Below are 21,844 nucleotides of genomic sequence, written 5' to 3'. Positions count from 1 at the left end.
TGCCGAGCTCTCACTAAGTAAAGTCTCACCCGCCTGTTATGGCTTTTTGGCGATTGCTCCGATGAACGCAGCGACAGGAGATCGGCCGCGCCAAGCGCAGCTGCAAGGCTTGGTGCGCCATCCCGAACGAACCGCTATATCATTGAAAGAACTATATGATTCAAGCGACCACGCATCCGCCTGCCAGAACGCCGTGAACGGTCGCGTATCAGCCGAACTTGCAGGGAAGCAGGCGTTCGCCAAAAGCTTCGCCTCGCCAGATCAATTGCAGGCCCGTGACGATCTCCGCCCCGTAAACGGCGTAGGGAATTTCGATCGACTTCAGCCAGGGTGCAACCCAGTGGTTGAGAGGCGTGCCGTCGATGCTGACCAGTTCGCAATCGCCGGGAATCTTCAGGCCGTGTTCAAGGGCGCGCCGGTTCACGCCGTACGCGATTTGGTCGCTCACACAGAGAATGGCGTCCGGCGTCTCGCTGCCGCCGAAAATTCGCGCGCCGGCATCGTAGCCTATTTGCAGATGCGATCGCCCTTCCCCGTCGGCCCGGATGATCGCCTCGTCGGACCATCCACGCTCCCGCAGCCTGGCCAGGAAGCCTGCCACACGGTCTCGCGATGCGGACGAGCCCAGCCGTGGAAAAACAACGGCCGGGGCTCGCCGCCCGAGATCGGCGAAATAGTCGGCGACGCGGGCACCCGCCGCGCAGTCGTCGATTCCGACGAACGGGCCGTTGCCGTTCGGATCACGGCGGTTCACGAACACGACCGGGACGCCCGACGCGGAAAGCTCGCTCAAGCCGGGGCTGGGCACCGCGGCGACGAGGACGTAGCCGCTCACCATCTGGGCCCGCATCGCATGGAGATACTCGTCCTGAAGCTCGGGCCGGTCGTGCGTATCGCACAAGACCATGACATAGCCCGCCTCGCGCAGCGCCGCCTCGGTCGAACTTGCGATCGTCGCCATCGCCGGATTGTCGAGGTTGGCCGCGATCATCGCGACTAGCTGGCTTTGGCCGCGCTGGAGCGCGCGTCCCACCGGATTTGGCCGGTAGCCAACCGCGTCGATCGCGTCGAGCACCCGCGCCACGGTGGCTGGCGAGGCGCGGCGCATCTCGCCATTGACGATCCGCGATACGGTCGAAACTGAAACGCCGGCGCGGGCCGCGACTGTGGCAAGTGAAACGTCTTCCGGCATCGGCCTCATGGGGGCTTGGTCCGATTGCAACCTATAGCCACGGTTGAGCCTCCTTCCGAGACCCTACAGGGTGATTTAAACACGATTGACAGTTAGGCAAACGTTTGCCAACATAGTTTTGGCCTTGCAAGCGCCTCGCGACGGCGCTGCCGCCCGATCTCTGCGTCAGCGGAAGCAGGCGCCCAATGGCACGAAAAACGGCATCCGCCCGGGCGGATGCCGATGTGGAAGGAAACGTCTGGCGCTTCGGGATCCGTCGGAGAACGGACCGGATGCGCCTGTCTCACGCGGCCCCAGCAGGGGCCGGCAAGTGTGGAGGAAGAACGATCATGCGTGCCGTCACCCCCGTCATCACGTCTCTTACGCTGTCCCTTCTGTGCGCCACCGTGCTCGGCCGGCCTGCCGCGGCCGAGACGACGACTCTCCGGATGGCCTGGTACTCGGATGGCAACGAGGGCGAGGTGATGGCCGACCTGCTCAAGCGCTTCCACGAGCAGAACAAGGACATCGAGGTCGTTCTCGATCAGGTGCCCTACAAGGCGGTCAACGAGAATCTGCCCGTGCAGCTGGCCTCAGGCCAGGGCCCCGACATCGCGCGCGTCGTCGATATGGGCGGCCTGTCGCGCTTCGCGCTCGACATGCGCCCCTTTCTCAAGGACCCCGGCTATTGGGAGACGAATTTCGGGCCCTTCCTCGAATGGATGCGCCCGGCGGGCGACACGCAGGCCATTCCGGGCTTCATGACCCAGCTCACCGTCACCGGCCCCTTCGTCAACAAGACCCTGTTCGAGCAGGCCGGGGTCGCGATGCCGGGCGGCAAATCGACCTGGGAGGACTGGGCGAAGGCGGTGAAGGAGGTTGCGGGCAAGGTCCAGGCGCCGTTCCCGCTCGCGGTCGACCGCTCGGGCCATCGCTTCTATGCGCTTGCCATGTCGCAAGGCACGAAGGTTTTCGGTGCAAACGGCGAGCCTGATGTCGTCGACGACGGCTTCAAGCGCGCCGCGCAGCTGGTCTACGACTGGCACAAGTCCGGCGTCATGTCGAAAGAGCTCTGGGGCTCGGTCTCCGGTACGGCCTATCGCGGCGCCAACGACGAATTCAAGAACGCGCAGGTCGTCATGTATCTGTCCGGGTCGTGGCAGATCGCCCAATTCGCCAAGACCGTGGACAACGCCTTCGACTGGGTGGCGGTCCCCAACCCTTGCGGGCCGGGCGGATGCAGCAGCATGCCGGGCGGCGCCGCTCTCATGGCCTTCAAGACCACCCAGCATCCCAAGGAAGTCGCGCGGGTGATGGATTATCTCGCAAGCGAACCGGTGCTGGCGGAGTTCTGTGCGCGCTCCCTGTTCGTGCCTGGCCATCTCGGGCTCACCAAGAAGGGCATCGACTATCCGACGGCCAGCCCGGAAGCCGCGGCGGCACTGAAGATTTTCACCGCAAGCGCTGGCCAGGTTTCGCCGCTCGCTTACCGGACCCAGGGCTACGTCAACAGCCGAATCATCTTCAACGCCGTCATCAGCCGGCTCGGGCAGGCGGTGTCGGGCGAAACGACGCTCGAAGACGCCGAGAAGCGCATCACCGCTGACGTCGCGCAGCAGATCGCCGAGCGGAACAAGAAGTGACGGCGATGGGTTCACAGGATCGAGGGATCACCGCGATGTCGGACGCGCCGACCGCTGCCCGGCCGCAGCCCGGCATGGCCGCTGGCGCGCTCGCGCGCGTCGCGGTCCTGCCCGTGGGACTGGCGCTGCGCGTGCTCGATCCGCCGATGCGATGGCTGCAACGCGCAATCGGCGTGCGGCGCATGGCCTACGTGTTCCTGCTGCCCAACTTCGCATTCTTCGGCCTCTTCGTATTCCTGCCGATCGGCATCAACATCGTGTTCTCGGTGACCGGCGGCACGGCCCTGTTTCCCTCGGAGCGCCCCTATGTCGGCGCTGAGCAGTTCGCCTATCTGTTCGACTGCGGCTCCTATCTCGATCCGTCGAGTTGCCGCGAGGACCATTTCTGGCGCGGCGTCGCCAATACGACAAAGTTTGTCGTATTTCAGGTGACCGCGATGGTGCTGTTCTCGCTGATCACCGCGCTGGTCCTCAACATGAAGATCCGCGGGCGCGGCTTCTTCCGCGCGGTGTATTTCTTCCCTGTCCTGCTGTCGCCCGTCGTCGTTGCGCTGATCTGGAAATGGATTCTGCAGCGCGACGGGCTGCTCAATGCCGCCATCACCACGCTCGGCGGTCAGAAGATCCTGTTCTTCGTCGATCCCGGCTGGGCGATGTTCTGGGCGGTGTTCGTATCGGTATGGGCGCATATGGGGTTCTACACCCTGATCCTGCTCGCCGGCCTGCAGGCGATCCCGGCGGACCTCTACGAGGCGGCGGAGATGGACGCGACGCCGCGCTGGCGCGTGCTGACACGCATCACGCTGCCGCTGCTGTGGCCGAACATGATCGTCGTGATCGTGCTCGCGCTCATCAAGGGCGCGCAAACCTTCGACGAGGTCTTCGTGCTGACCGGCGGCGGTCCGGGCACCGCGACACTGATGGTCGTCCAGTACATCTACGAGACCGGCTTCGCCAGCCAGGTGCAGAATTTCGGCCTCGCCGCGGCCGCCTCGGTCGTGCTCGGTCTGGTCCTGTTCGTCCTGACGCTCCTGCAGTTCGCCGCCGCGCGGCGCAAAGAGATCTGAGGTCACCGCATGCGCCTTGGGATTTTGCTTGGTCAACGTCGCAATGGGCCCGGACGGCCGCTGCACTGGACCGATATCGCCGCCTATGTCTATCTCGCGCTCGGCGTCATGCTGATGTTCGGCCCGGTGCTGTGGCTGGTGCTGTCATCGTTCAAGACCGAGAGTGCGCTGCTTGAGTTTCCGCCGTCGCTGCTGCCTTTCGCGCAGGTCGAAGTGACGGTGCCCGGCCAACCCCAGAAGCTGCCGCTGTTCCGCACGACGCTTCCCGACGGCTCCGTCCGCGAATTGGCGCAGGTTCGGCGCATCGGGCTCGTGGCGCAGATGGTCGATCCCGCCGATCCCTCAAAACAGTACCGCGTCGCGATCGACAAGCGTGAACCCGTGCGCCGCGTCGCGCTTGCGACCGAGAATTACAGCGAGCCGCTCCAGCGCTTCGCCTTCCTGCGCTTCCTGTTCAATTCGGTGTTCGTGACTGTTGTCGCGACGCTGATCACACTGCTGATCAATTCCATGGCTGCCTACGGGCTCGCCGTCTACCAGTTTCCCGGTAAGCAGGCGGCGACGCTGGCGGTGATCGGAACGCTGATGATCCCGATGACCATCATCCTGGTGCCGGTCTATCTGGTGGTGACCGAACTTGGCCTCGCCAACTCGCTGTGGGCGGTGATCCTCCCGGGGGCGGCGACGCCGACGGGGGTATTCCTGCTGCGGCAATACATGCTGACCCTGCCGAAGGATCTGATCGAGGCCGCGCGTATGGACAAGGCGTCCGAGTGGCAGATCTATTGGCGCATCGTGATGCCGCTGACCCTGCCGGCGCTCGCGGTCTTGGCGATCTTCTCGATCATGTGGCGCTGGAACGAATTCCTGTGGCCGCTGGCAGTCCTGACCAAGACCGAGGTCTACACGCTGCAGATCGCGCTCAATGCGTTCCAGGGCGAACTCCAGACCCAGTGGCACTACTTGCTTGCGATGACGGTCGTGACGCTCATTCCCGTCGCGCTCGTCTTCGTATTCCTCCAGCGTTTCATCGCGACGGGCATCGGCTCGACGGGAATGAAATGACCGATCGGACTATCCAATGGCTGAATTGAAACTCACGGGCGCACGCAAATCCTTCGCCAATATCGACGTGCTGCACGGCATTGATCTGGCGGTGAAGGATGGCGAATTCGTCGTCTTCGTCGGCCCCTCCGGCTGCGGAAAGTCGACGCTGCTGCGGGTCATAGCCGGCCTCGAAAACGTCACCAGCGGCGAGGTCCTCATCGACGGCGAGCGGGTCACGCACCTGCCGGCGTCCGAGCGGGGGCTCGCCATGGTGTTCCAGTCCTATGCGCTTTATCCGCACATGAGCGTGGCCAAGAACATGGCCTTCGCGCTCGAGAACATGGGGCTCAAGCCTGCGGAGATCCAGGCGCGAGTGGCGCGTGCCGCGGCCATGCTGCGGCTCACGGATTATCTCGACCGCAAACCGAAGGCGCTCTCCGGCGGCCAGCGCCAGCGCGTCGCCATCGGACGGGCCATCGTGCGCGATCCGAAGATATTCCTGTTCGACGAGCCGCTGTCGAACCTCGACGCCGAATTGCGCGTCGCGACGCGCAAGGAACTTGCTGCGCTGCATGCCAAGCTCGGCGGCACGATGATCTACGTCACCCACGATCAGGTCGAAGCCATGACGCTGGCCGACCGCATCGTGGTGCTCAACGCCGGCCGGATCGAACAGGTCGGCACGCCGCTCGAACTCTACAACCGACCCTCGAACGCCTTCGTTGCCGGCTTCATCGGTTCACCCCGCATGAACTTCCTGCCGGCTGTGGTGACGTCCGACGACGGCACGCTGCGCCTGACCGTGGGTGAGCGCGAACTCGAATTGCCCCGGACCGCATCCGGCCTCGTTGCCGGAGCGCGCGTGACGCTCGGCATCCGTCCCGAGCATATCGACGTCGCATCCGACACGGGCATGCTCGGCGCCACCGTCGATCTCGTCGAACAGCTTGGCGGCGAGGCGTTCATCTACGCCTCGGCGCCCGGCCTGCCGCAGATCACACTGCGCCAGGACGGCCAGTCGCAGTTCCACCGCGGCGATGCGATCGCGATCCGCTTCGCCGCCGACCATCTGCACATCTTCGATGCAACAACGGGCGCGGCCCTCGCGCGGCCCTGAGAGACCCGGAGCCTATCCCATGAAAGCCCTGACCCACGGCCGCTTCCGCGGCCTCGACGGCAATGCCGCGCTGTTCGAACTTTCGACCGGACCGGCGGCAGCCCCGCTCGCCACGCTCCGCATCACCATTCTCGAGCGCGACATCGGCCGCGTCACCTTGCGCCGGCCGGAGGGCTATCGCCTCGATCGCGGCTGGGCGATCGCGCCTGATCGCACCGAGCCGCCGTTCGAGGGACGGCAGCGCGACGACGTCGCAGGCTTTGCCAATCCGGCGCCGACGGTTTCGGAGGCCGGCGGCATCGTCACGCTCGCCGCCGCAGGTCTCAGCGCGCAGATCCGGCTCGATCCGTTCGGCATCGCCTGGAACCGAAACGGCGAGGATCAGCCATTCCTGCGCGACCGTCCGACCCAGGCTTATTTCCTGTCGCGCAAGACCGGTGCGTTGCTGCACGCGATGGAACGACATGAAGACGAACGCCATTATGGCCTCGGCGACAAGGCAGGTCCGCTCGATCGCACAGGGCGGCGCTTCGCCATCGATGCCGTCGACCCCTGCGGCTTCGACGCAGAGCTGTCCGATCCGCTCTACAAGATGCTGCCGTTCTTCATCGTCGACGGCGCGCGCGGTGCTCACGGCATTTTCTACGACAACCTTGCGCTCGGCTCGGTCGATCTCGGCTGCACGCTCGACAATTACCATAGCCTGTTCCGCAGTTACCGTGCCGAGGACGGCGACCTCGATTATTACGTGCTCGCCGGCCCGACGGTACCCGAGGTCACGCGCCGATTTTCCTGGCTGACCGGCGGACAGGCTTTCGCGCCGCGTTGGACGCTCGGCTTCGCGATGACGACCATGACCATCGCGGACGCACCGGACGCGGACGCGCGCATCACCGGCTTCATCGAGGATTGCAGGCGCCACGGCATCCGCTGCGACAGTTTTCACTTTGGCTCGGGCTACACCTCGATCGGCAACCGTCGCTACGTCTTCAACTGGAATCGCGACAAGTTTCCCGACCCGGCGGCGACCATGGCGCGGCTCAAGGCCGCCGGCATGCAGCCGGTCACCAACATCAAGCCTTGCCTGCTCGACGATCACCCGCGGCTCGCTGAAGCCAGGGCCAATGGCATCCTGGTCGTCGATGGCGAGACCGGCGAGCCGGCGGTGGCGCAATTCTGGGACGGCCTCGGCTTCCATGTCGACTTCACCAATCCGGAAGGACGGCGGTGGTGGGCGAACGGCATCCGTGACGCGCTGCTCGCCTTTGGCGTGACGGCGGTCTGGAGCGACAACAATGAATTCGAAATCTGGGACGAAGACGCGGTGTGCGATGGCGACGGCCGGCCGTATCCGCAGGCGCTGGCCCGTCCGGCGCAGGCGCTGTTGATGCACAAGCTTGCCTACGAGACCCAGGCTGCGCAGGCGCCGGACAAGCGTCCCTACACGATCACGCGGGCCGGCAGCGCAGGCATCGCCCGCTACGGCCAGACCTGGAGCGGCGACAACGAAACGTCCTGGAAGACGCTGCGCTACAACCTGACCCAGGGCCTCAACATGAGCCTGTCGGGCCTCTACAACATTGGCCATGACGTCGGCGGTTTCCATGGCCCGTCACCCGGGCCGGAACTGCTGTGCCGCTTTGTCGAGTTTTGCGCGCTGTGGCCGCGCATGGTGATGAATTCCTGGAAGACGAGCGGCATCGTCAACACGCCCTGGATGCATGAAAGCGTGCTTCCCGAGGTGCGATCCGCGATGAACCTGCGTCACAGCCTCATCCCCTATCTGTATACCCAGATGTGGCGCGCCGCGGCCGACGACGTGCCCGCGGTGCGCCCGCTGCTGTGGGATTTCGCGTCCGACGCAGTCGCCGCAGCCGTCGAGGACGCATTCATGCTCGGTCCCGATCTCCTCGTCGCTCCGGTGCTGGAAGAGGGCGCGACGACGCGCGAGGTCTATCTGCCCGCCCATCCTGGCGGCTGGTACGACTGGCATGACGGGACGCCGTTCGAGGGCGGGCGAACCGTGACCGTCGCAGCACCGCTGGGCCGGCTACCGGTCTTTGCACGCGCGGGCTCGATCGTTCCGATCGAAGACGAGAAGGGGCTGACGGCGATCGTGTTCGGGCCGCCCGATCATGGCGGCTCCGGCCTTGTCTATGTCGATGATGGCGAGACGGCGGATTGGCGCAGGACAGGCCGGACAATCGAATTCCGCCTGCGCCCTGACAATACCGGCTTCGTTCTCGATGTCAGCGGAGGCGAGTTGGCCGCACCAATCCGCGCCCGCGGCGTCGGCGTGCCGAAGCTGCGCCTTGCCGGCACGGTCGAGTGAGCCGGGTTTGGCGCACCGGCGGCCGACATACAGTCGGGTTCAGCGCCTGATCACAGCAAACCCAAGCTACGGACCAGCATGTAGATCGCCACCGCGAATATGAGCGCCGCAAACACGGTGTTCAGCGCACCTTTGCGGCCAGCAAGGGAAGTTGCGGAGCCCGCGCCGAGAAGCCCGCCGAGAACGCCGCCAATGATGAACAACCCTGCGAGAGACCAATCCACAAGGCCGGACACGGCATAGTTCGCCGCAGTTGTCAGCCCGAACGCGGTGACCGCCAGGAGAGAGGAACCCACCGCGTACAGGATCGGCATGCCGGTGGCTGCGATCAGGGCGGGCACGATCAGGAAGCCGCCGCCGATTCCGAAGAAGCCGGACATGGCTCCCGTGGCGAGGCCCAGGGCAACCAGCTTCGGCAGATTTTCCCGGTTGAGCATCACCGATGGCTCGCCCTCACCGGAACGGCCTTTCATCATCAGCGCGCCTACCACCAGCATGACGATAGCAAAAAGTGCGAGCAGCTTCTGGCCATCGATGATCTTGCCTAAAGTTGAGCCGAGAAACGCGCCGGCTATGCCGGCGAGCGCGAACACCGAGGCGCAGCGCCACTTCACGTTACCGGCGCGGACGTGGTTCGCCAGGTTGGCGGTGGCGTTCGCCGCGACGGCGACGGCGCTGGTCCCGATCGCGACGTGAGGGTCCGCTACTCCGACGAGATAGATGAGCAGCGGAACCGCCAGAATGGAGCCGCCGCCTCCAACCAGGCCCAGGGAGAAACCGACCAGCGAGCCGGAGGCGAGCCCCAGCGCGCCTTGGGTCAGGGACAGCATGGCGACGTCTCCTCCTTCACGCGGCTCGCGCCGGCGCGCCGTAGACTTCGCGGTTCCATGGCGCCCGCATGAGGATGCGTGCCATGCCGCAAAAGCCTGTGAGCCCAGCCGTCATCAGTCCGGCACCGACGAAAGCCGGCACGGCGAAGAACCAAGGCGAGACCAGAAGCCCGAGCAGCGTGCCAGCGAAGACGAGACTTCCGGCCCCGATCTGGACCTGCCGCTGAAGCTCGATCGGCTGCCGTCGGTCGGTCACGACCGGCAGACCAGCCCTGCGCCAGGCGTCGAGGCCGCCACCAACGAGGAAGGCCTCGCCATCCGCATCGAGTTTAGCGGCGAGCCGCGGCGCATTGGCTTGGGTGCGGGCGCCGCTCTTGCAATGGAAGATGATCGGCCTCTGATGCGCCGTGACATCGGCTTCGTCGAGCTTCGACAACGGCAGGTTTCGCGCGCCCGGAATTTTCTCGCGCGCGTGCTCGTCAGCTTCGCGGATATCGATGAGGGTGGCGCCCTTGTCGAGAAGACGGTGGGCGTCGGTCGGGTTGATAGTCGGTAGCGACATTCCTGGTTCCTTCTTTGGCTTATCTGCTCTTGGCTTTGACGGGCGCGCAAAACAGCTTGTGCAGCGTGGCGAACAGCTGCTCGATGCGCGGATCGGCGATGCGATACCAGAGCGTCTGGCTTTCCCGCCGGAAAGTGACGAGACCCTCCTCGCGCATCTTCGCGAGATGCTGCGACAGCGCCGATTGCGACAGGCCGACGGCCTCGGCAAGGGAACTCACGTTGTCCTCGCCGCATTCAACGAGCCTGCACAGGATCATCAGCCGGCGCTCGTTTGCGAGAGCCCGCAGCACGGAGGCCACTTCAACTGCCTGCTTCTCGAAAGCTCCCGGATCGAACGTTGCTGAGGCCATCGCCCTGCTCTCCTTATTTCAGGCATTGCTTAATTAGCTATTTCTAATATATCTGTCAAGACCACGAGGCAATAGGGAGTTTCAGAATGTCACAGCCAATCATCCGATCATTCTTCGACGAGCCGACAAACACGGTGAGCTACCTCGTCGCCGATCCCGCCACGAAAAAGGCAGCGATCATCGACCCCGTGTTCGACTACGACCACAATTCCGGCGAGGTCGATACGCGCTCCGTCGAGGCGATGCTCGCAGCCGCCGAAGAGGCGGGCAACACTGTCGACCGGGTGCTGGAGACCCATGCGCATGCCGACCACCTCTCGGGCGCGCCGTTCATCAAGGCGAAGACCGGCGCGAAGATCGGGATTGGCGAGCACATCAAGGACGTGCAACGCATCTTCCGCCCTATCTTCAACGCCACCGACTTGAAGACCGACGGCAGCGACTTTGATCATCTGTTCCGCGACGGCGAGCGCTTCAAGATCGGCGAACTCGACGTCGAAGTTCTCTACACGCCGGGGCACACGCCGGCCGACATCTCTTACAAGATCGAGGATGCCGTGTTCGTCGGCGACACCTTGTTCATGCCTGACTACGGCACCGCACGCGCCGACTTCCCCGGCGGCGATGCTCACAAGCTCTATCGATCGATCAAGCGGCTGCTGTCGTTGCCACAGGAAACTCGGTTGTTCATGTGTCACGACTACAAGGCTCCGGGCCGCGACACTTTCGCCTGGGAGACCACGGTAGGCGAGCAGCGCGAAAGCAACGTCCACGTCAAGGAAGGCGTTTCGGAAGACGAATTCGTGGCCATGCGGCGGGCGCGCGACACCAAACTGCCGGCACCGAGGCTGCTGCTGCCTTCCATTCAGGTCAACATCCGCGCCGGCAAATTCCCGCCGGCCGAAGCCAACGGGGTGCGCTATCTCACGATCCCCGTGAAGCTGAAGGATGGCGCGCAGGCCTGCTTATAGGCCCGAGACAATCGCGTCGTGCCGCGGCACCGGGCGCTGACCATACGTCGAACGTCAGTTCCGATCTGCTGCCGCCCGTGCGCTCCGGTCGACGGCCGTGACGATCTGCTCGAGCGACCCGCGCACGACCTTCGGGTCGTCGGCAGCCAAGGCCACCTGGGCCTGCGTCTTCAGGCCCGCCAACGGCGTGCGCAATTCGTGCGCCGCGAAGGCAGTCACTTCCCGTTCGTGCCGTCGCGCCGCTGCGACCCTGCTCAGGAGCCCGTTCAGCGCGACCGCGAGCGGCCTGACCTCGGTCGGCGGCCGGTCCGTTTCCACGTGCCGCATGTCTTCAGGCTCGCGCGCGCCGAGATCGCGAGCCATTCGCCGCGAAGCCCCTGCCCGACGCTCGCCCAGATCGCGGCGCCGAGCAACGTGCGATCAGCAGTGCAGGCCACATCCCCCGGCTGCGTGGTGCATGGCTTGCAAGGTCTCGCTGAACCAGGGGGCGCCGAACCGAAACGACACGAATGACGGCCGAAGGCGCTAGATCGCTTCGACCGCCGCCTTCAACTCGCTGCGGACCTTCTCCGCAATGCTGGCCAAGGATGCATTCTGAATGGCCTGCATCGATGCGACGGGGTCCACCGCGGCGACCTCCTCCCCGCCATCGATCTCCTGAACGACCACGTTGCAGGGAAGCATGGTCCCGATCTTGTCTTCGGCCTTCAGCGCCTCGTGCGCCATCTGCGGATTGCAGGCACCGAGAATGACGTAGGGGCGGAAATCGGCGCCGATCTTCTCCTTCAACGTCGACTGCACGTCGATCCTGGTTAACACGCCGAAGCCGCGGAAGCGCGAGCCGCCCGCAAGTGCCATGAGCACGGCTGGATAGGAGATGCGGCCGATACGCGTGACCGCGAGAGCGCCGAAACTCCCGATTTCGATCGGCGAAGATCAAGCCTATCGAAGGCTTGCTCGCCTCTCGGTTGTCAATGGCCGGGACTCGATTTGAGCGTATGTAAAAACCTGGCGCGCCCCGGGAGAGAAATCCGCGAGCGCTCCTCGCGCCGATCGCCGAGCGAAGGCAATCGTACAAGTTCGTGCTCTGGCGTGGAAAAGCGTGGATTTGGTGCCCAGGGGCGGAATCGAACCACCGACACTGCGATTTTCAGTCGCATGCTCTACCAACTGAGCTACCTGGGCGTGCTCCACGAGAGGGGCCAAAGCCCATCGAGCGGGCGGTTTATAGTGGGCTCGCGGCGGCCTGTCTACCCGCGCTTCGCCTTCGGCTACGCGGGGCGCGGCCCGGCTGTGCACAAGCTGGGGCGGCTTGCTGGCCATTCGGACAACATTGATATTACTTATTATTCGACATCATCAATCTCATCATCCCGACCGGGGATGACGTAGGTGCCCTTCAGCCAGCGATTCAGATCGACGTCGCGGCAGCGCGGCGAGCAGAACGGGCGGGTGGCCTGCGCCTGCGGCTTGCCGCAGATCGGGCAGGATTTGAGCGGGCCAGTGGGCTTTTTGACTTGGTCGTTCATGATGGCGGCAGTCTACATGAGGTGACGAGGCTCAAGCGGCTCTCGGCAAACGGGTTCCTCCGGAACAGGCGCATGCGCCCCGCCGGCCGGTTCTACTGTGCATGGGGTTGTTTTCGGGATTTTCGTCAGATCGCGGTGGCGTTGAGCCAGCCGAAGCGAATCGGAAAGCCTTCGCCACCGAGCAGCGTCGTGGTCTCGTAGAGCGGCAGGCCGACGACGTTGCTGTAGGACCCCACCATCTTCACCACGAACGAGCCGGCGATGCCCTGCACGGCATAGCCGCCGGCTTTGCCGCGCCATTCGCCGGAACCGATATAGGCCTGGATGTCGTCCTCCGAGAGGCGCTTGAAGCGGACGCGGGTTTCGACCAGGCGCTGGCGGAACGCCTCGCGCGGCGTCACCAGGCAGATCGCGGTGTAGACGCGGTGGTTGCGGCCCGACAGCAGCCGCAGGCACTGCGCGGCCTCGTCCACCAGATTGGCCTTGGGCAGGATGCGGCGGCCGACCGCGACCACCGTGTCGGCCGAGAGAATGAAGGCGCCGCGCAGCTCGTCGTCCAGCTGCACCGATTTGAGCGCCGCATCGGCCTTGGCCCGCGCCAGGCGGTTGGCGCAGGCGCGCGGCAGTTCGCCCCGCTTCGGCGTCTCGTCGACATCGGCCGGCCGGAGCGCGTCGGGGTCGATGCCGGCCTGGTTCAGCAGCGACAGGCGCCGCGGCGAACCGGAGGCAAGAACGAATTTGGGGCGGCCGAGCATCAGGTGATTTTTGGGGATGAGGCAGGGAGTGAATTGCGCGCGGAACCTATCGGAAGGGGGCTGATTTCACAACCCGGGAACTCGGACTTTGCTGATTCGAGCGGCCCGACATGTGTGTGCCCTTCATCCATGACGCGGGTGTTACGGGCGCCGCGCACTACCCGCTCGCCGCGCCCACCTTGGCGAACCGCCGGCGGATGCGCATCAAAAGCTGGTCGCAGACCTCGCGATAGGCGGCAAGCTTCTGGTCGCGGCTGCCCTCCATCGTGGTCGGATCCTGCGTCGGCCAATATTCGACGTCGGCAGCCAGCGTCCGCGTCAGCTCCAGCGCCTTGTGGTGCGCCTCCGGCGAGAGCGTGATGATGAGGTCGAAGTTCAGGCCCTCCCAGTCCTCGAGTTCCTCGAAGCTCTGCGGCTTGTGGGCGGAGATGTCCTGGCCGAGCTCGGCCATCACCGCGATCGCGAACGGATCGAGCTCGCCTTTTCTCGCACCGGCCGATTTCACGTAGAGGCCTTGCGGAAACATGTGCCGTAGCAGGCTCGCGGCCATCGGAGAGCGCACGCTGTTCATCGCGCAGGCGAACAGCACCGATTGTGGATCGCGTGCGCGTGGGGGCGCAGCCATCCGCGCCTAGCCCTTCCAATGAAGGACGGTGATGAGCGTGAACAGCCGGCGCGAGGTCTCGAAATCGACCCGCACCTTGCCCTTCAGCCGCTCCTGCAGCGTGCGCGATCCCTCGTCGTGGATGCCGCGGCGGCCCATGTCGATGGCCTCGATTTTGTCAGGGGTCGCGGTGCGGATCGCCTGGTAATAGCTGTCGCAGATCATGAAATAGTCCTTCACGATCCGCCGGAACGGCGTCAGCGACAACAGATGCGCGACAACGGGCGTGCCGTCCTCGCGGCGGATGTCGAACATCAGCCGGCTGCCGGTGATGCCGATATGCAGCGTGAACGGACCGTTGCCGTCGGCGCCTTCGGGCGCAAACAAGTTCTGCTCGATCAGATCGTAGATCGCGATCGCGCGCTCATGCTCGATGTCCGGCCCGGAACGGCCGATCGAGTCCTCGTCGAGGGTGACCGCGACGATGCGATTGGTCGAGTCGTCCTGTTCGGGCGGCTTTGTCATGACAGATTGAGGCGCAATCCAATCGAGCGCGAATGAGCATCCAGGCCCTCCGCTTGTCCGAGCGTCATCGCGGCAGGTCCCAGCGCACGCAGCTGGTCCGGGCCGCATTTCAGAATCGACGTGCGCTTCATGAAATCGGCGACCCCCAGGCCTGAAGAAAATCGCGCCGAGCGCGCCGTCGGCAGCACATGGTTGGAGCCGCCAACATAATCGCCGATCGCCTCCGGCGTATGCGCCCCGAGGAAGACGGCGCCGGCGTTGCGGATTTTTGCGGCGAGCGCGTCGGGATCACCGGTCATGATCTCGAGATGCTCGGCGGCGATCGCATCGGCCAAGGGAGCGGCATCGGCCAGGGTCTTCACCATGATGATCGCGCCGAACTCGGCCCAGGACTTGCCGGCGATCGCGGCGCGCGGCAGCGTGTTCAGCTGCGCTTCGACCGCCTTCTCGACGTCGGCGGCGAGTCGCGCCGAGTCGGTAATCAGGATCGATTGCGCGCTGGCATCGTGCTCGGCCTGCGCCAGCAAATCAGCGGCGATCCAGTCGGCGTTACCGGTGTCGTCGGCGATCACCAGCACCTCGGAAGGTCCAGCGATCATGTCGATGCCGACCTTACCGAACACCAGCCGCTTGGCGGCGGCGACATAGGCATTGCCGGGACCGACGATCTTGGTAACAGGCGCGATCGTCGCGGTACCGTAAGCCAGCGCGGCCACGGCCTGCGCACCGCCGACGCGGTAGATCTCGGTGACGCCGCCGAGATGCGCGGCGGCGAGCACCAGCGGGTTGAGCTTGCCGTCGGGCGAAGGCACCACCATCACGAGGCGCGAGACGCCTGCGACCTTGGCCGGCACGGCATTCATCAGCACCGAGGACGGATACGCCGCCGTGCCGCCGGGTACGTAGAGGCCAGCGGATTCGATTGCGGTGTAACGCCAGCCGAGCTCGACCCCGAGCGGGTCGGTGAAGCGCTCGTCCTTCGGCAGCTGACGGCGATGATAGGTCTCGATGCGGTCGCGCGCGAGCGCGAGCGCATCCAGTGTTGCGGTATCGCAGGCCTTTGTCGCGGCTTCGATCTCGATGGCCGAGACGCGAAGACCGGATGCATCGAGCGTCAGCCGGTCGAACTTTTCCGTGGCCTCGAGCAGGGCGGCATCGCCCCGCCTGGCCACATCGTCGACGATCGCGCGCGCGGCGGCCTCGACATCGGCCGAGACCTCGCGCTTGGCAGCGAGGAACGCCTGGAATCGCTGGTCAAAATCGGCACTGCTGCGGTCGAGACGAACGGGCATTCTTGGCTTGGCTTCCGGCTGATCACTGGGGCGGATTGGCTCACCAGCCCCCCTGCTCAATGGCGCGGCGGGGAAGCTGCGTCAACCCTTGGCAGCTATCGTTCCGGTGACGGCCGAGCCGTTTCAGCTGGTATACAGCCGGCTCACCCATCCTGCTCGATCCCCGGCGCCGTTCCCAGGTCATCCGCCCCGAGGTCGGTCAGCTCGCATTCCAGGCACTCGACGTCGAGCCTGATGGCGCCGCCCTGGGCGAATAGCAGGAGCGCGCTGCCGCTTGGCTCCTCGTCACGGCCATGCTGGGGATGAAATTCGATGCCGACGAGGTCGAGGACCGCCTCGGGCGCGGCCAGATCGATGTTGCGCGATTTGCAGGCGAGCACGCGGTCGAAGCGAAGCGCCGAAACCAGCCGGCGCGGCTCGGCCTCGCCATCCAGCGTCTGCTCCCAGTCCAGCCGGCTCATGCCGACGACGAGGCGCTTCTCACCCTGCCGCCAGATGATGTCCGACGGCTGGACGCGGGCGTCCTGCACATGGGTGGAGATCACGGCGAGATCGTCGGCATCGAGCGCGATCAATTTGAGCTGGGAAGACATCACCGGCACTTCTCCTCGAGGGGCGGACGGGGCTCAACGCGCGCCGGCCCCGAAGTATCCAAAAGCTCGCGGCCGATGCGGCGGCCGCGAGCGCGAAAGGATAAACCGGTCAGCTTCGCTGAGACATCCCACTCTCGCCCGCAAGCTGAGCGATCTGCTCAGCTCTTGAAGAACGCGAGCAGATCCGCGTTGATGGTTTCGGCTTCCGTGGTCGGCATGCCGTGTGGAAAGCCCTTGTAGGTTTTCAGCGTGCCGTTCCTGAGCAACTTGACCGACAGCGGCGCGGAATCGGCGTAGGGCACGACCTGGTCGTCGTCACCATGCATCACCAGCACCGGCACGTTGATCTTCTTGAGATCCTCGGTGAAGTCGGTCTGCGAGAATGCGACGATGCCATCATAGTGCGCTTTCGCGCCGCCCATCATGCCCTGGCGCCACCAGTTCTGGATCACCGCTTCCGATGGTTTTGCGCCGGGACGGTTGTAGCCGTAGAATGGACCGGCGGCGATATCGCGGTAGAAGGCCGAGCGGCCTGCGGCGAGCGCAGCCTGAAAGCCGTCGAACACGGCTTTCGGCAGACCGCCGGGATTGGCCTCGGTCTGCACCATCAGCGGCGGCACCGCGGAAATGATCGCCGCTTTCGCCACGCGCGACTCGCCGTGGCGCGCGATGTAGTGCACGACCTCGCCGCCGCCGGTGGAATGGCCGACGTGGAGCGCTTTCTCGAGGTCGAGATGCGCGGTCAGCGCGGCGAGATCGTCGGCGTAATGATCCATGTCGTGCCCGTCGGCCACCTGCGCCGAGCGGCCATGGCCACGGCGGTCATGGGCGATGACACGATAGCCGCGGGTGACGAAGAACATCATCTGCGCGTCCCAATCGTCCGACGACAGCGGCCAGCCATGGCTGAACACGATCGGCTGGCCCGAGCCCCAATCCTTGTAGAAAATCTCGACGCCGTCTTTGGTTGTGATGGTGGGCATTCAAGGACTCCTTTAGCGAGATGCGATCAGGCGAACGCCATCGGCTTGTAGCGGCGCCAGGCGCCGATGATCACCAGCACGAAGAACATCAGCACGAGACCCTGCACCACGGCGAAGACCGGGCCTGACGGCGGCGCCGGTGGCACGGCCGGCGCGAGCGCGGCCAGCGCCGGTATCTTCAGGAAGGACTGGATGATCAGGACGAAGACGTTGAAATAGAGCGAGATCATCGCGGTCACGATGTAGACCGGCCGCCAGACGCCTCTGAGCTTCATGCCGTAGAGCGCGATGCACGCGATCGCGAGCAGCACCAGCGAGATGCCGGCGATGATGTAGGAGGGCAACAGCTCCTTGAACGGAAACAGGAAACCGGTCGCATTGGTCAGAATGGTGAAGAGCAGGAAGATCGCGGTGAGGCCGGGCATCGGCTTCGAGCCGAGCAGGCCGAACATCACGACGAGGCCGGCGGCGATACCGATCAGGCTGATGATGACGTGGACCAACGTGAAGGCGGGAAGGCTCAGGCCGAGGACCATGGCATCTCTCCTACTCTCTGCATTGAGATCTGGAGATTGATATTACGCCCCTCATCGGATTACCATCACAATAGCAACAGCGATGGGCGTGCAGCCATGCGTGTTCGTGCGTTTTGAAAAACGCATGGCTGAATTTTTTGCACCGCTGTCACAAACGACGGCAGCTTTTGACGAAAGTTGAATCTCGGCTCACACCTCCTTGGTGTCGAAGATCAGCAAATCGGCGCCGCCGCTGGCGAATTTCGGCACGTCGGCGCCGGTCGCCTTGCCTTCCGGGCTGCCGAATGCGGCCTGGATGTCGGCCACGCTATCGAAGGTGAGAATGGCCACGAGGTGTATCCCGGAAGGGCCGGCGGGTGATGCGACCGGCCCCTTGCTGACGGCGTATTTCTTCAGGCCGGGAAGCTTCTTGGCGAGCGGAATGTGGATCTCGGCGTAGTGCTTGTCGAAAGCCTCGACATCCTTGGGCGTCTTGTAGAGCACGACGATTTCAGCCATTTAGTCCTCCCATGTGAATCTTTGTATTCGCGCGATTGGTCGCGACGCGTCGATAGTCCGTGCGACATTGGCAAGATCGCAAGCCACATTCAATGCGCTTGTATTAATCGTGGCTAAAGCGCCGGTTTTGCGGCGTCGCCGAGATAGCCGTGCAGGGAGGCCACCACCTGCGCGCCCTCGCCGATGGCGCCGCCGACGCGCTTGACCGAGCCGGAGCGGACATCGCCGACGGCGTAGACGCCGGGGACCGACGTCTCGAGCGGCGCCACCAGCCTGCCCTGGTTCAGATCTGACTGCGCGCCTGTCACGACAAACCCGCCGCGATCGAGCGCGACACCGCAGCCGTCGAGCCAGCCGGTGGCGGGATCGGCGCCGACGAACAGGAAGAGATTATTGATGTCGACGGTTTCCTCGTCATCAGACAAGCGGCTCTTCAAGCGGATGCGCCGCAGCAGCGAGGCCTCGTCGCCTTCGAGCGCCGAGATCTCGGTGTTGAACAGCAGCTCGATGTTCGGCGTCGCTTCGATGCGCTCGATGAGATAGCGCGACATGCTGGCCCCGAGGCCGCCGCCGCGGACGATCATCAGAACGCGTTTGGCGTGACCCGAGAGGAACACCGCCGCCTGCCCGGCCGAATTGCCGGCGCCGACCAGCGCCACCTCCTCGCCGGCGCACAGTTTGGCTTCAACCGGGGAAGCCCAATACCAGACGCCGCGCCCCTCGAACTTATCGAGGTTCTCGATGTCGGGCCGGCGATAGCGGGCGCCGCTTGCGACCACCACCGCGCGCGAGCGCAAGGGTTCGCTGCCGTCGAGCGCAACCACAAACGCGCCGTCCTTGCGCGAGCAGTCGAGCGACTTCACCGTGACGGGGATCATGATGTCGGCGCCGAATTTTTGCGCCTGGTTGAACGCGCGCGCCGTGAGGGCCAGGCCGGAAATGCCGGTCGGAAAGCCCAGATAGTTTTCGATGCGCGCGCTGGCGCCGGCCTGGCCGCCGAACGCTCTGATATCGAGCACGGCGACCGAGAGCCCTTCGGACGCCGCGTACACCGCGGTCGCAAGCCCCGCGGGTCCGCAGCCGACGATCGCGACGTCATAGATGCGGTCGTTACGCGGACCGCCGATCATGCCGATCGCGCGCGCAAGCTCGGTCTCATCAGGGTTGCGCAGCACCGCGCCGTCGGGCGTGACGACCAGCGGCCAATCCTCGGGCCTGGGGGAATAGCGCGCGATCATTTCGGCGGCATCGCGGTCGCGCTCGGGATCGAGCAGATGATGCGGCTGGCCGTTGCGGGTGAGGAAACCCTGCAAGCGCACCACGCCGGCCGAATGCGACGGACCGATCAACACGACTCCGCCGACGCCGGCCTGAAGCAGATTGACCCGGCGCAGGATCAGGGCGCGCATGATGCGCTCGCCGAGCTCGGCCTCGGCAACCAGCAGCGCGCGCAGGCGCTCCGGCGGCAATAGCAACGTCTCGACATCGCCTTCGGCGCGGCCATCGACCAGCGCCGGACGACCGGAGAGCTGGCCGAGCTCGGCCAGGAATTGCCCCGGTCCCTGGTCGATCAAGGGCGTGACATGTCCGAGCCCGTCGCGCTGGGTGATGGCGACGTGGCCCCTGAGCACGACGAACATGCCCGGCCCCGGCTTGCCGGTCTCGAACAACAGCTCACCGTCGTTATAAGTGCGGAGCTCGCCGAAATTCCTGATGCGCTCGATCTCGGCCGGCGTCAGCGCCGGGAAGGTCTGCTCGGGGCGGATGAAACGCGACATCATCGCGTCTCTGTCGGTGTGATCCTGCTCGTCCTGCCCCATGGCCACGTCCATCCATTCCAAGAATTCTACGTCCCGGCCTTGCCGGCGGTCCCCTCACTTGAGGAGCCATCGTCGTCTTGCGAGGGGTCGGCGGTCGCTGCGCGTTCGCGCGCCTGGGCCTTGCGTCGCTTCAGATTCTCCCGCAACGCCGATTTCAGGCGGTCGTCCCGCGCGCCCCTCGCCTGTCTTGCGCTCTTGTCGGTCTGGTCAGCCATCACGGATTCCTACAACGGTCCGCGATACCTTGCCCAGGGATTGCGGCAGCTCAAGAGGCCGGCGCGGTCCCGATCGTTGCGAAACTCAAAATGGCGCGAATCCGGCGTGGCGGCCAACTGCCCAGTTGACCGGGGGACGCGGAACAAAAATCACCGGAAAGTCGGTCGTTTCGGGCCCAAACGGCCGTATAATCCCCGATATTGCCTCGATTTTCTCGTTTGGAGGGGCCTTGCAAGCTTGCACAGCGGGGAGGCCTGTGGCAGATATCGGCCCGCTTGGAAGGCCCCCGTGGCGGCCGATTCTTATCCCAGCATTGCTGCCGTAGCTCAGTGGTAGAGCACTCCATTGGTAATGGAGAGGTCGACAGTTCAATCCTGTCTGGCAGCACCATTTCATCTTCTTGAAATACGCACGGATCAGCATTCTCGCGGCACTGAACGCCCGAGTTTCGCTCGTCTCGATTGCCCTCCTCCTGTGAAGAGGGCGCAGGGAAGACCGGGTGCCGACGGGCACCCGCGGTCCACTGCGCGAAAAAGTGTAGCGCAAGGAAACCGCACAGCAGCATACAGGTGACGCCGAACACTCGGCCTTCCCTGCGCGATGGTCGGACGGCTTATGCCGTGCTCTCCCCGGCGACGAATTCTTGTTGTCACCGTCGCCTCACGGAATTCACCGGCACCGCGCCGGTTGACGCCAGTGCCGCCTCCGCAAGTGCTTGACCGTAGCGACGACGGCCAGGACCACACGGTTTTGCCGTACGCATCAGCGCCGTTCGTACGACACGGCTTGCGACGGGCTCACGGGGTTCGGCTCAATCCTCTGCCCGCCCTGCCCTCACATCCGCGCCGGCGCTGCGGCGTCCACCGCATCCCCAACCCACAATCGTGACGACGTACGATCGCCCCTCTCCATCGGGCCGGGATGTGCGCACATTGCTGCAAATCCGAATTTCGGTAAAGTGGAATATTTTTGTGACGAAGGGTTGACGGGGTTTGGCGATAGATGGGTGTTTTGCCCGACGGGACAGATCAAAGCAGAAATGGCGACGTCGCGGTCATCGATCGCCTTCTTTGCCTGCGCAAGCCTGGCGCTGTTTTGCTTGCTAAGCGACATATCTACGACAATCGCCTTGGCTCTGCTGATCGCGCGTTCTCTCATGAAGCTCGCAAGCTCGCTGTGGCCGCGCTCCTCGGCACCGCCCTCCCTGGACCGCGCAGGTAAGTTTAATTCTTCCTTTCGATTGTCGGTAAAATTTTATCTATTATCGTTCCGGTCGTGCATGAACGAACCAGGGGCTCCGATAGTGATTGCGTTTTGCTTGATCGTGACTGGGGCTGCGCTGCTTCTGTCCGGCCTGGTCGCCTTCGGGTTTCATGGAAATTCGCTGCACTCGCTGGCGCT

The 21,844-nt window shown here is 64.6% G+C and carries 23 protein-coding genes, 2 tRNA genes and 1 pseudogene; 7 read left to right on the top strand and 19 right to left on the bottom strand.

All coding sequences use genetic code 11. The features are described 5' to 3' along the window. Nucleotides 1-208: 208 nt before the first annotated feature. Nucleotides 209-1,222, bottom strand: coding sequence for a LacI family DNA-binding transcriptional regulator (locus tag BM222_RS03790; protein WP_143105893.1), 1,014 nt, complete (start codon nucleotides 1,220-1,222; stop codon nucleotides 209-211). A 299-nt stretch (nucleotides 1,223-1,521) separates the two neighbouring features. On the opposite strand from BM222_RS03790, the gene BM222_RS03785 reads away from it, so the two are divergent. Genes BM222_RS03785 through BM222_RS03765 form a run of 5 tightly spaced genes read left to right on the top strand, consistent with a single transcriptional unit; the run spans nucleotide 1,522 to nucleotide 8,377 of the window. Next, the gene (locus tag BM222_RS03785) at nucleotides 1,522-2,814 is read left to right on the top strand and encodes an ABC transporter substrate-binding protein (protein ID WP_092226948.1); all 1,293 of its coding nucleotides are present in this window, start codon (nucleotides 1,522-1,524) and stop codon (nucleotides 2,812-2,814) included. Between the two features lie 5 nt (nucleotides 2,815-2,819). Further along, complete coding sequence (locus BM222_RS03780; RefSeq protein ID WP_502690864.1) at nucleotides 2,820-3,881, top strand: carbohydrate ABC transporter permease; 1,062 nt, start codon at nucleotides 2,820-2,822, stop codon at nucleotides 3,879-3,881. A gap of 9 nt (nucleotides 3,882-3,890) precedes the next feature. Next, entirely contained in the window at nucleotides 3,891-4,946 is a 1,056-nt protein-coding gene (locus BM222_RS03775) for a carbohydrate ABC transporter permease (RefSeq protein WP_092226947.1), read from the top strand. A gap of 16 nt (nucleotides 4,947-4,962) precedes the next feature. Further along, nucleotides 4,963-6,045, top strand: coding sequence for an ABC transporter ATP-binding protein (locus BM222_RS03770; protein ID WP_092226946.1), 1,083 nt, complete (start codon nucleotides 4,963-4,965; stop codon nucleotides 6,043-6,045). A gap of 19 nt (nucleotides 6,046-6,064) precedes the next feature. Beyond that, nucleotides 6,065-8,377, top strand: coding sequence for a glycoside hydrolase family 31 protein (locus BM222_RS03765; protein ID WP_092226945.1), 2,313 nt, complete (start codon nucleotides 6,065-6,067; stop codon nucleotides 8,375-8,377). Between the two features lie 50 nt (nucleotides 8,378-8,427). Here the strand turns inward: BM222_RS03765 and BM222_RS03760 are convergent, their stop codons facing one another. From BM222_RS03760 to BM222_RS03750, 3 genes are read right to left on the bottom strand one after another with little or no spacing between them, the layout of a single operon-like run. Next, complete coding sequence (locus BM222_RS03760; protein WP_092226944.1) at nucleotides 8,428-9,207, bottom strand: sulfite exporter TauE/SafE family protein; 780 nt, start codon at nucleotides 9,205-9,207, stop codon at nucleotides 8,428-8,430. A 16-nt stretch (nucleotides 9,208-9,223) separates the two neighbouring features. Continuing rightward, complete coding sequence (locus tag BM222_RS03755) at nucleotides 9,224-9,769, bottom strand: rhodanese family protein (RefSeq protein WP_092226943.1); 546 nt, start codon at nucleotides 9,767-9,769, stop codon at nucleotides 9,224-9,226. Nucleotides 9,770-9,788: 19 nt separating this feature from the next. Continuing rightward, nucleotides 9,789-10,121: an ArsR/SmtB family transcription factor gene (locus BM222_RS03750; protein WP_092226942.1), complete on the bottom strand. Its 333-nt coding sequence runs from the start codon at nucleotides 10,119-10,121 to the stop codon at nucleotides 9,789-9,791. A gap of 86 nt (nucleotides 10,122-10,207) precedes the next feature. Here BM222_RS03750 and BM222_RS03745 point away from each other — a divergent pair, with 86 nt between their 5' ends. Then, nucleotides 10,208-11,092: an MBL fold metallo-hydrolase gene (locus tag BM222_RS03745; protein WP_092226941.1), complete on the top strand. Its 885-nt coding sequence runs from the start codon at nucleotides 10,208-10,210 to the stop codon at nucleotides 11,090-11,092. 75 nt (nucleotides 11,093-11,167) lie between these two features. Here BM222_RS03745 and BM222_RS03740 read toward each other — a convergent pair. The 14 genes and pseudogenes from BM222_RS03740 to BM222_RS03675 all read right to left on the bottom strand — a co-directional run. Continuing rightward, nucleotides 11,168-11,505 (bottom strand): annotated as a pseudogene (locus BM222_RS03740) (histidine kinase dimerization/phospho-acceptor domain-containing protein); the annotation flags it as partial. Nucleotides 11,506-11,617: 112 nt separating this feature from the next. Further along, nucleotides 11,618-11,950, bottom strand: a complete 333-nt coding sequence (locus tag BM222_RS03735) for a DUF302 domain-containing protein (RefSeq protein WP_092226939.1) — start codon at nucleotides 11,948-11,950, stop codon at nucleotides 11,618-11,620. A 251-nt stretch (nucleotides 11,951-12,201) separates the two neighbouring features. Next, nucleotides 12,202-12,277, bottom strand: a tRNA-Phe gene (locus BM222_RS03730). Nucleotides 12,278-12,438: 161 nt separating this feature from the next. Continuing rightward, nucleotides 12,439-12,621, bottom strand: a complete 183-nt coding sequence (yacG, locus tag BM222_RS03725) for a DNA gyrase inhibitor YacG (RefSeq protein ID WP_092226938.1) — start codon at nucleotides 12,619-12,621, stop codon at nucleotides 12,439-12,441. Nucleotides 12,622-12,746: 125 nt separating this feature from the next. After that, nucleotides 12,747-13,376 (bottom strand): Maf-like protein, encoded by a 630-nt coding sequence (locus BM222_RS03720; RefSeq protein WP_092226937.1) that lies wholly within the window; start codon nucleotides 13,374-13,376, stop codon nucleotides 12,747-12,749. 157 nt (nucleotides 13,377-13,533) lie between these two features. Then, entirely contained in the window at nucleotides 13,534-14,001 is a 468-nt protein-coding gene (locus BM222_RS03715) for an arsenate-mycothiol transferase ArsC (protein WP_092226936.1), read from the bottom strand. Nucleotides 14,002-14,007: 6 nt separating this feature from the next. After that, nucleotides 14,008-14,505 carry a UPF0262 family protein gene (locus BM222_RS03710; RefSeq protein WP_092226935.1) on the bottom strand — a complete coding sequence of 166 codons (498 nt, stop codon included), beginning with the start codon at nucleotides 14,503-14,505 and terminating at the stop codon, nucleotides 14,008-14,010. After that, on the bottom strand, nucleotides 14,502-15,797 hold the full coding sequence (gene hisD / locus BM222_RS03705) for a histidinol dehydrogenase (protein WP_092226934.1): 1,296 nt from the start codon (nucleotides 15,795-15,797) through the stop codon (nucleotides 14,502-14,504). Before hisD ends, BM222_RS03710 begins: the two co-directional genes overlap by 4 nt. Before the next feature lie 143 nt (nucleotides 15,798-15,940). Beyond that, complete coding sequence (locus BM222_RS03700) at nucleotides 15,941-16,390, bottom strand: DUF2948 family protein (RefSeq protein WP_177242992.1); 450 nt, start codon at nucleotides 16,388-16,390, stop codon at nucleotides 15,941-15,943. Nucleotides 16,391-16,548: 158 nt separating this feature from the next. Next, nucleotides 16,549-17,373 (bottom strand): alpha/beta fold hydrolase, encoded by an 825-nt coding sequence (locus BM222_RS03695; RefSeq protein WP_092226932.1) that lies wholly within the window; start codon nucleotides 17,371-17,373, stop codon nucleotides 16,549-16,551. A 26-nt stretch (nucleotides 17,374-17,399) separates the two neighbouring features. Continuing rightward, nucleotides 17,400-17,909 carry a hypothetical protein gene (locus BM222_RS03690; protein ID WP_092226931.1) on the bottom strand — a complete coding sequence of 170 codons (510 nt, stop codon included), beginning with the start codon at nucleotides 17,907-17,909 and terminating at the stop codon, nucleotides 17,400-17,402. Nucleotides 17,910-18,098: 189 nt separating this feature from the next. Next, a complete protein-coding gene (locus BM222_RS03685; RefSeq protein ID WP_092226930.1) occupies nucleotides 18,099-18,407 on the bottom strand; it encodes an EthD family reductase in 309 nt (102 codons plus the stop codon). 113 nt (nucleotides 18,408-18,520) lie between these two features. Continuing rightward, nucleotides 18,521-20,227, bottom strand: a complete 1,707-nt coding sequence (locus BM222_RS03680; protein ID WP_092227268.1) for an FAD-dependent oxidoreductase — start codon at nucleotides 20,225-20,227, stop codon at nucleotides 18,521-18,523. 26 nt (nucleotides 20,228-20,253) lie between these two features. Continuing rightward, nucleotides 20,254-20,442, bottom strand: a complete 189-nt coding sequence (locus tag BM222_RS03675; RefSeq protein ID WP_092226929.1) for a hypothetical protein — start codon at nucleotides 20,440-20,442, stop codon at nucleotides 20,254-20,256. Between the two features lie 316 nt (nucleotides 20,443-20,758). Here BM222_RS03675 and BM222_RS03670 point away from each other — a divergent pair. Continuing rightward, nucleotides 20,759-20,833: transfer RNA gene (locus BM222_RS03670), tRNA-Thr, on the top strand. Between the two features lie 444 nt (nucleotides 20,834-21,277). Here the strand turns inward: BM222_RS03670 and BM222_RS40865 are convergent. Beyond that, nucleotides 21,278-21,601, bottom strand: coding sequence for a hypothetical protein (locus BM222_RS40865; RefSeq protein ID WP_177242991.1), 324 nt, complete (start codon nucleotides 21,599-21,601; stop codon nucleotides 21,278-21,280). Nucleotides 21,602-21,844 lie beyond the last annotated feature (243 nt).

This window comes from Bradyrhizobium sp. Gha (assembly GCF_900113735.1).
GTDB lineage: Bacteria > Pseudomonadota > Alphaproteobacteria > Rhizobiales > Xanthobacteraceae > Bradyrhizobium.
The sequence above is the reverse complement of the archived record's forward strand: the minus strand, read 5'-3'. Positions and strand labels throughout refer to the sequence as shown.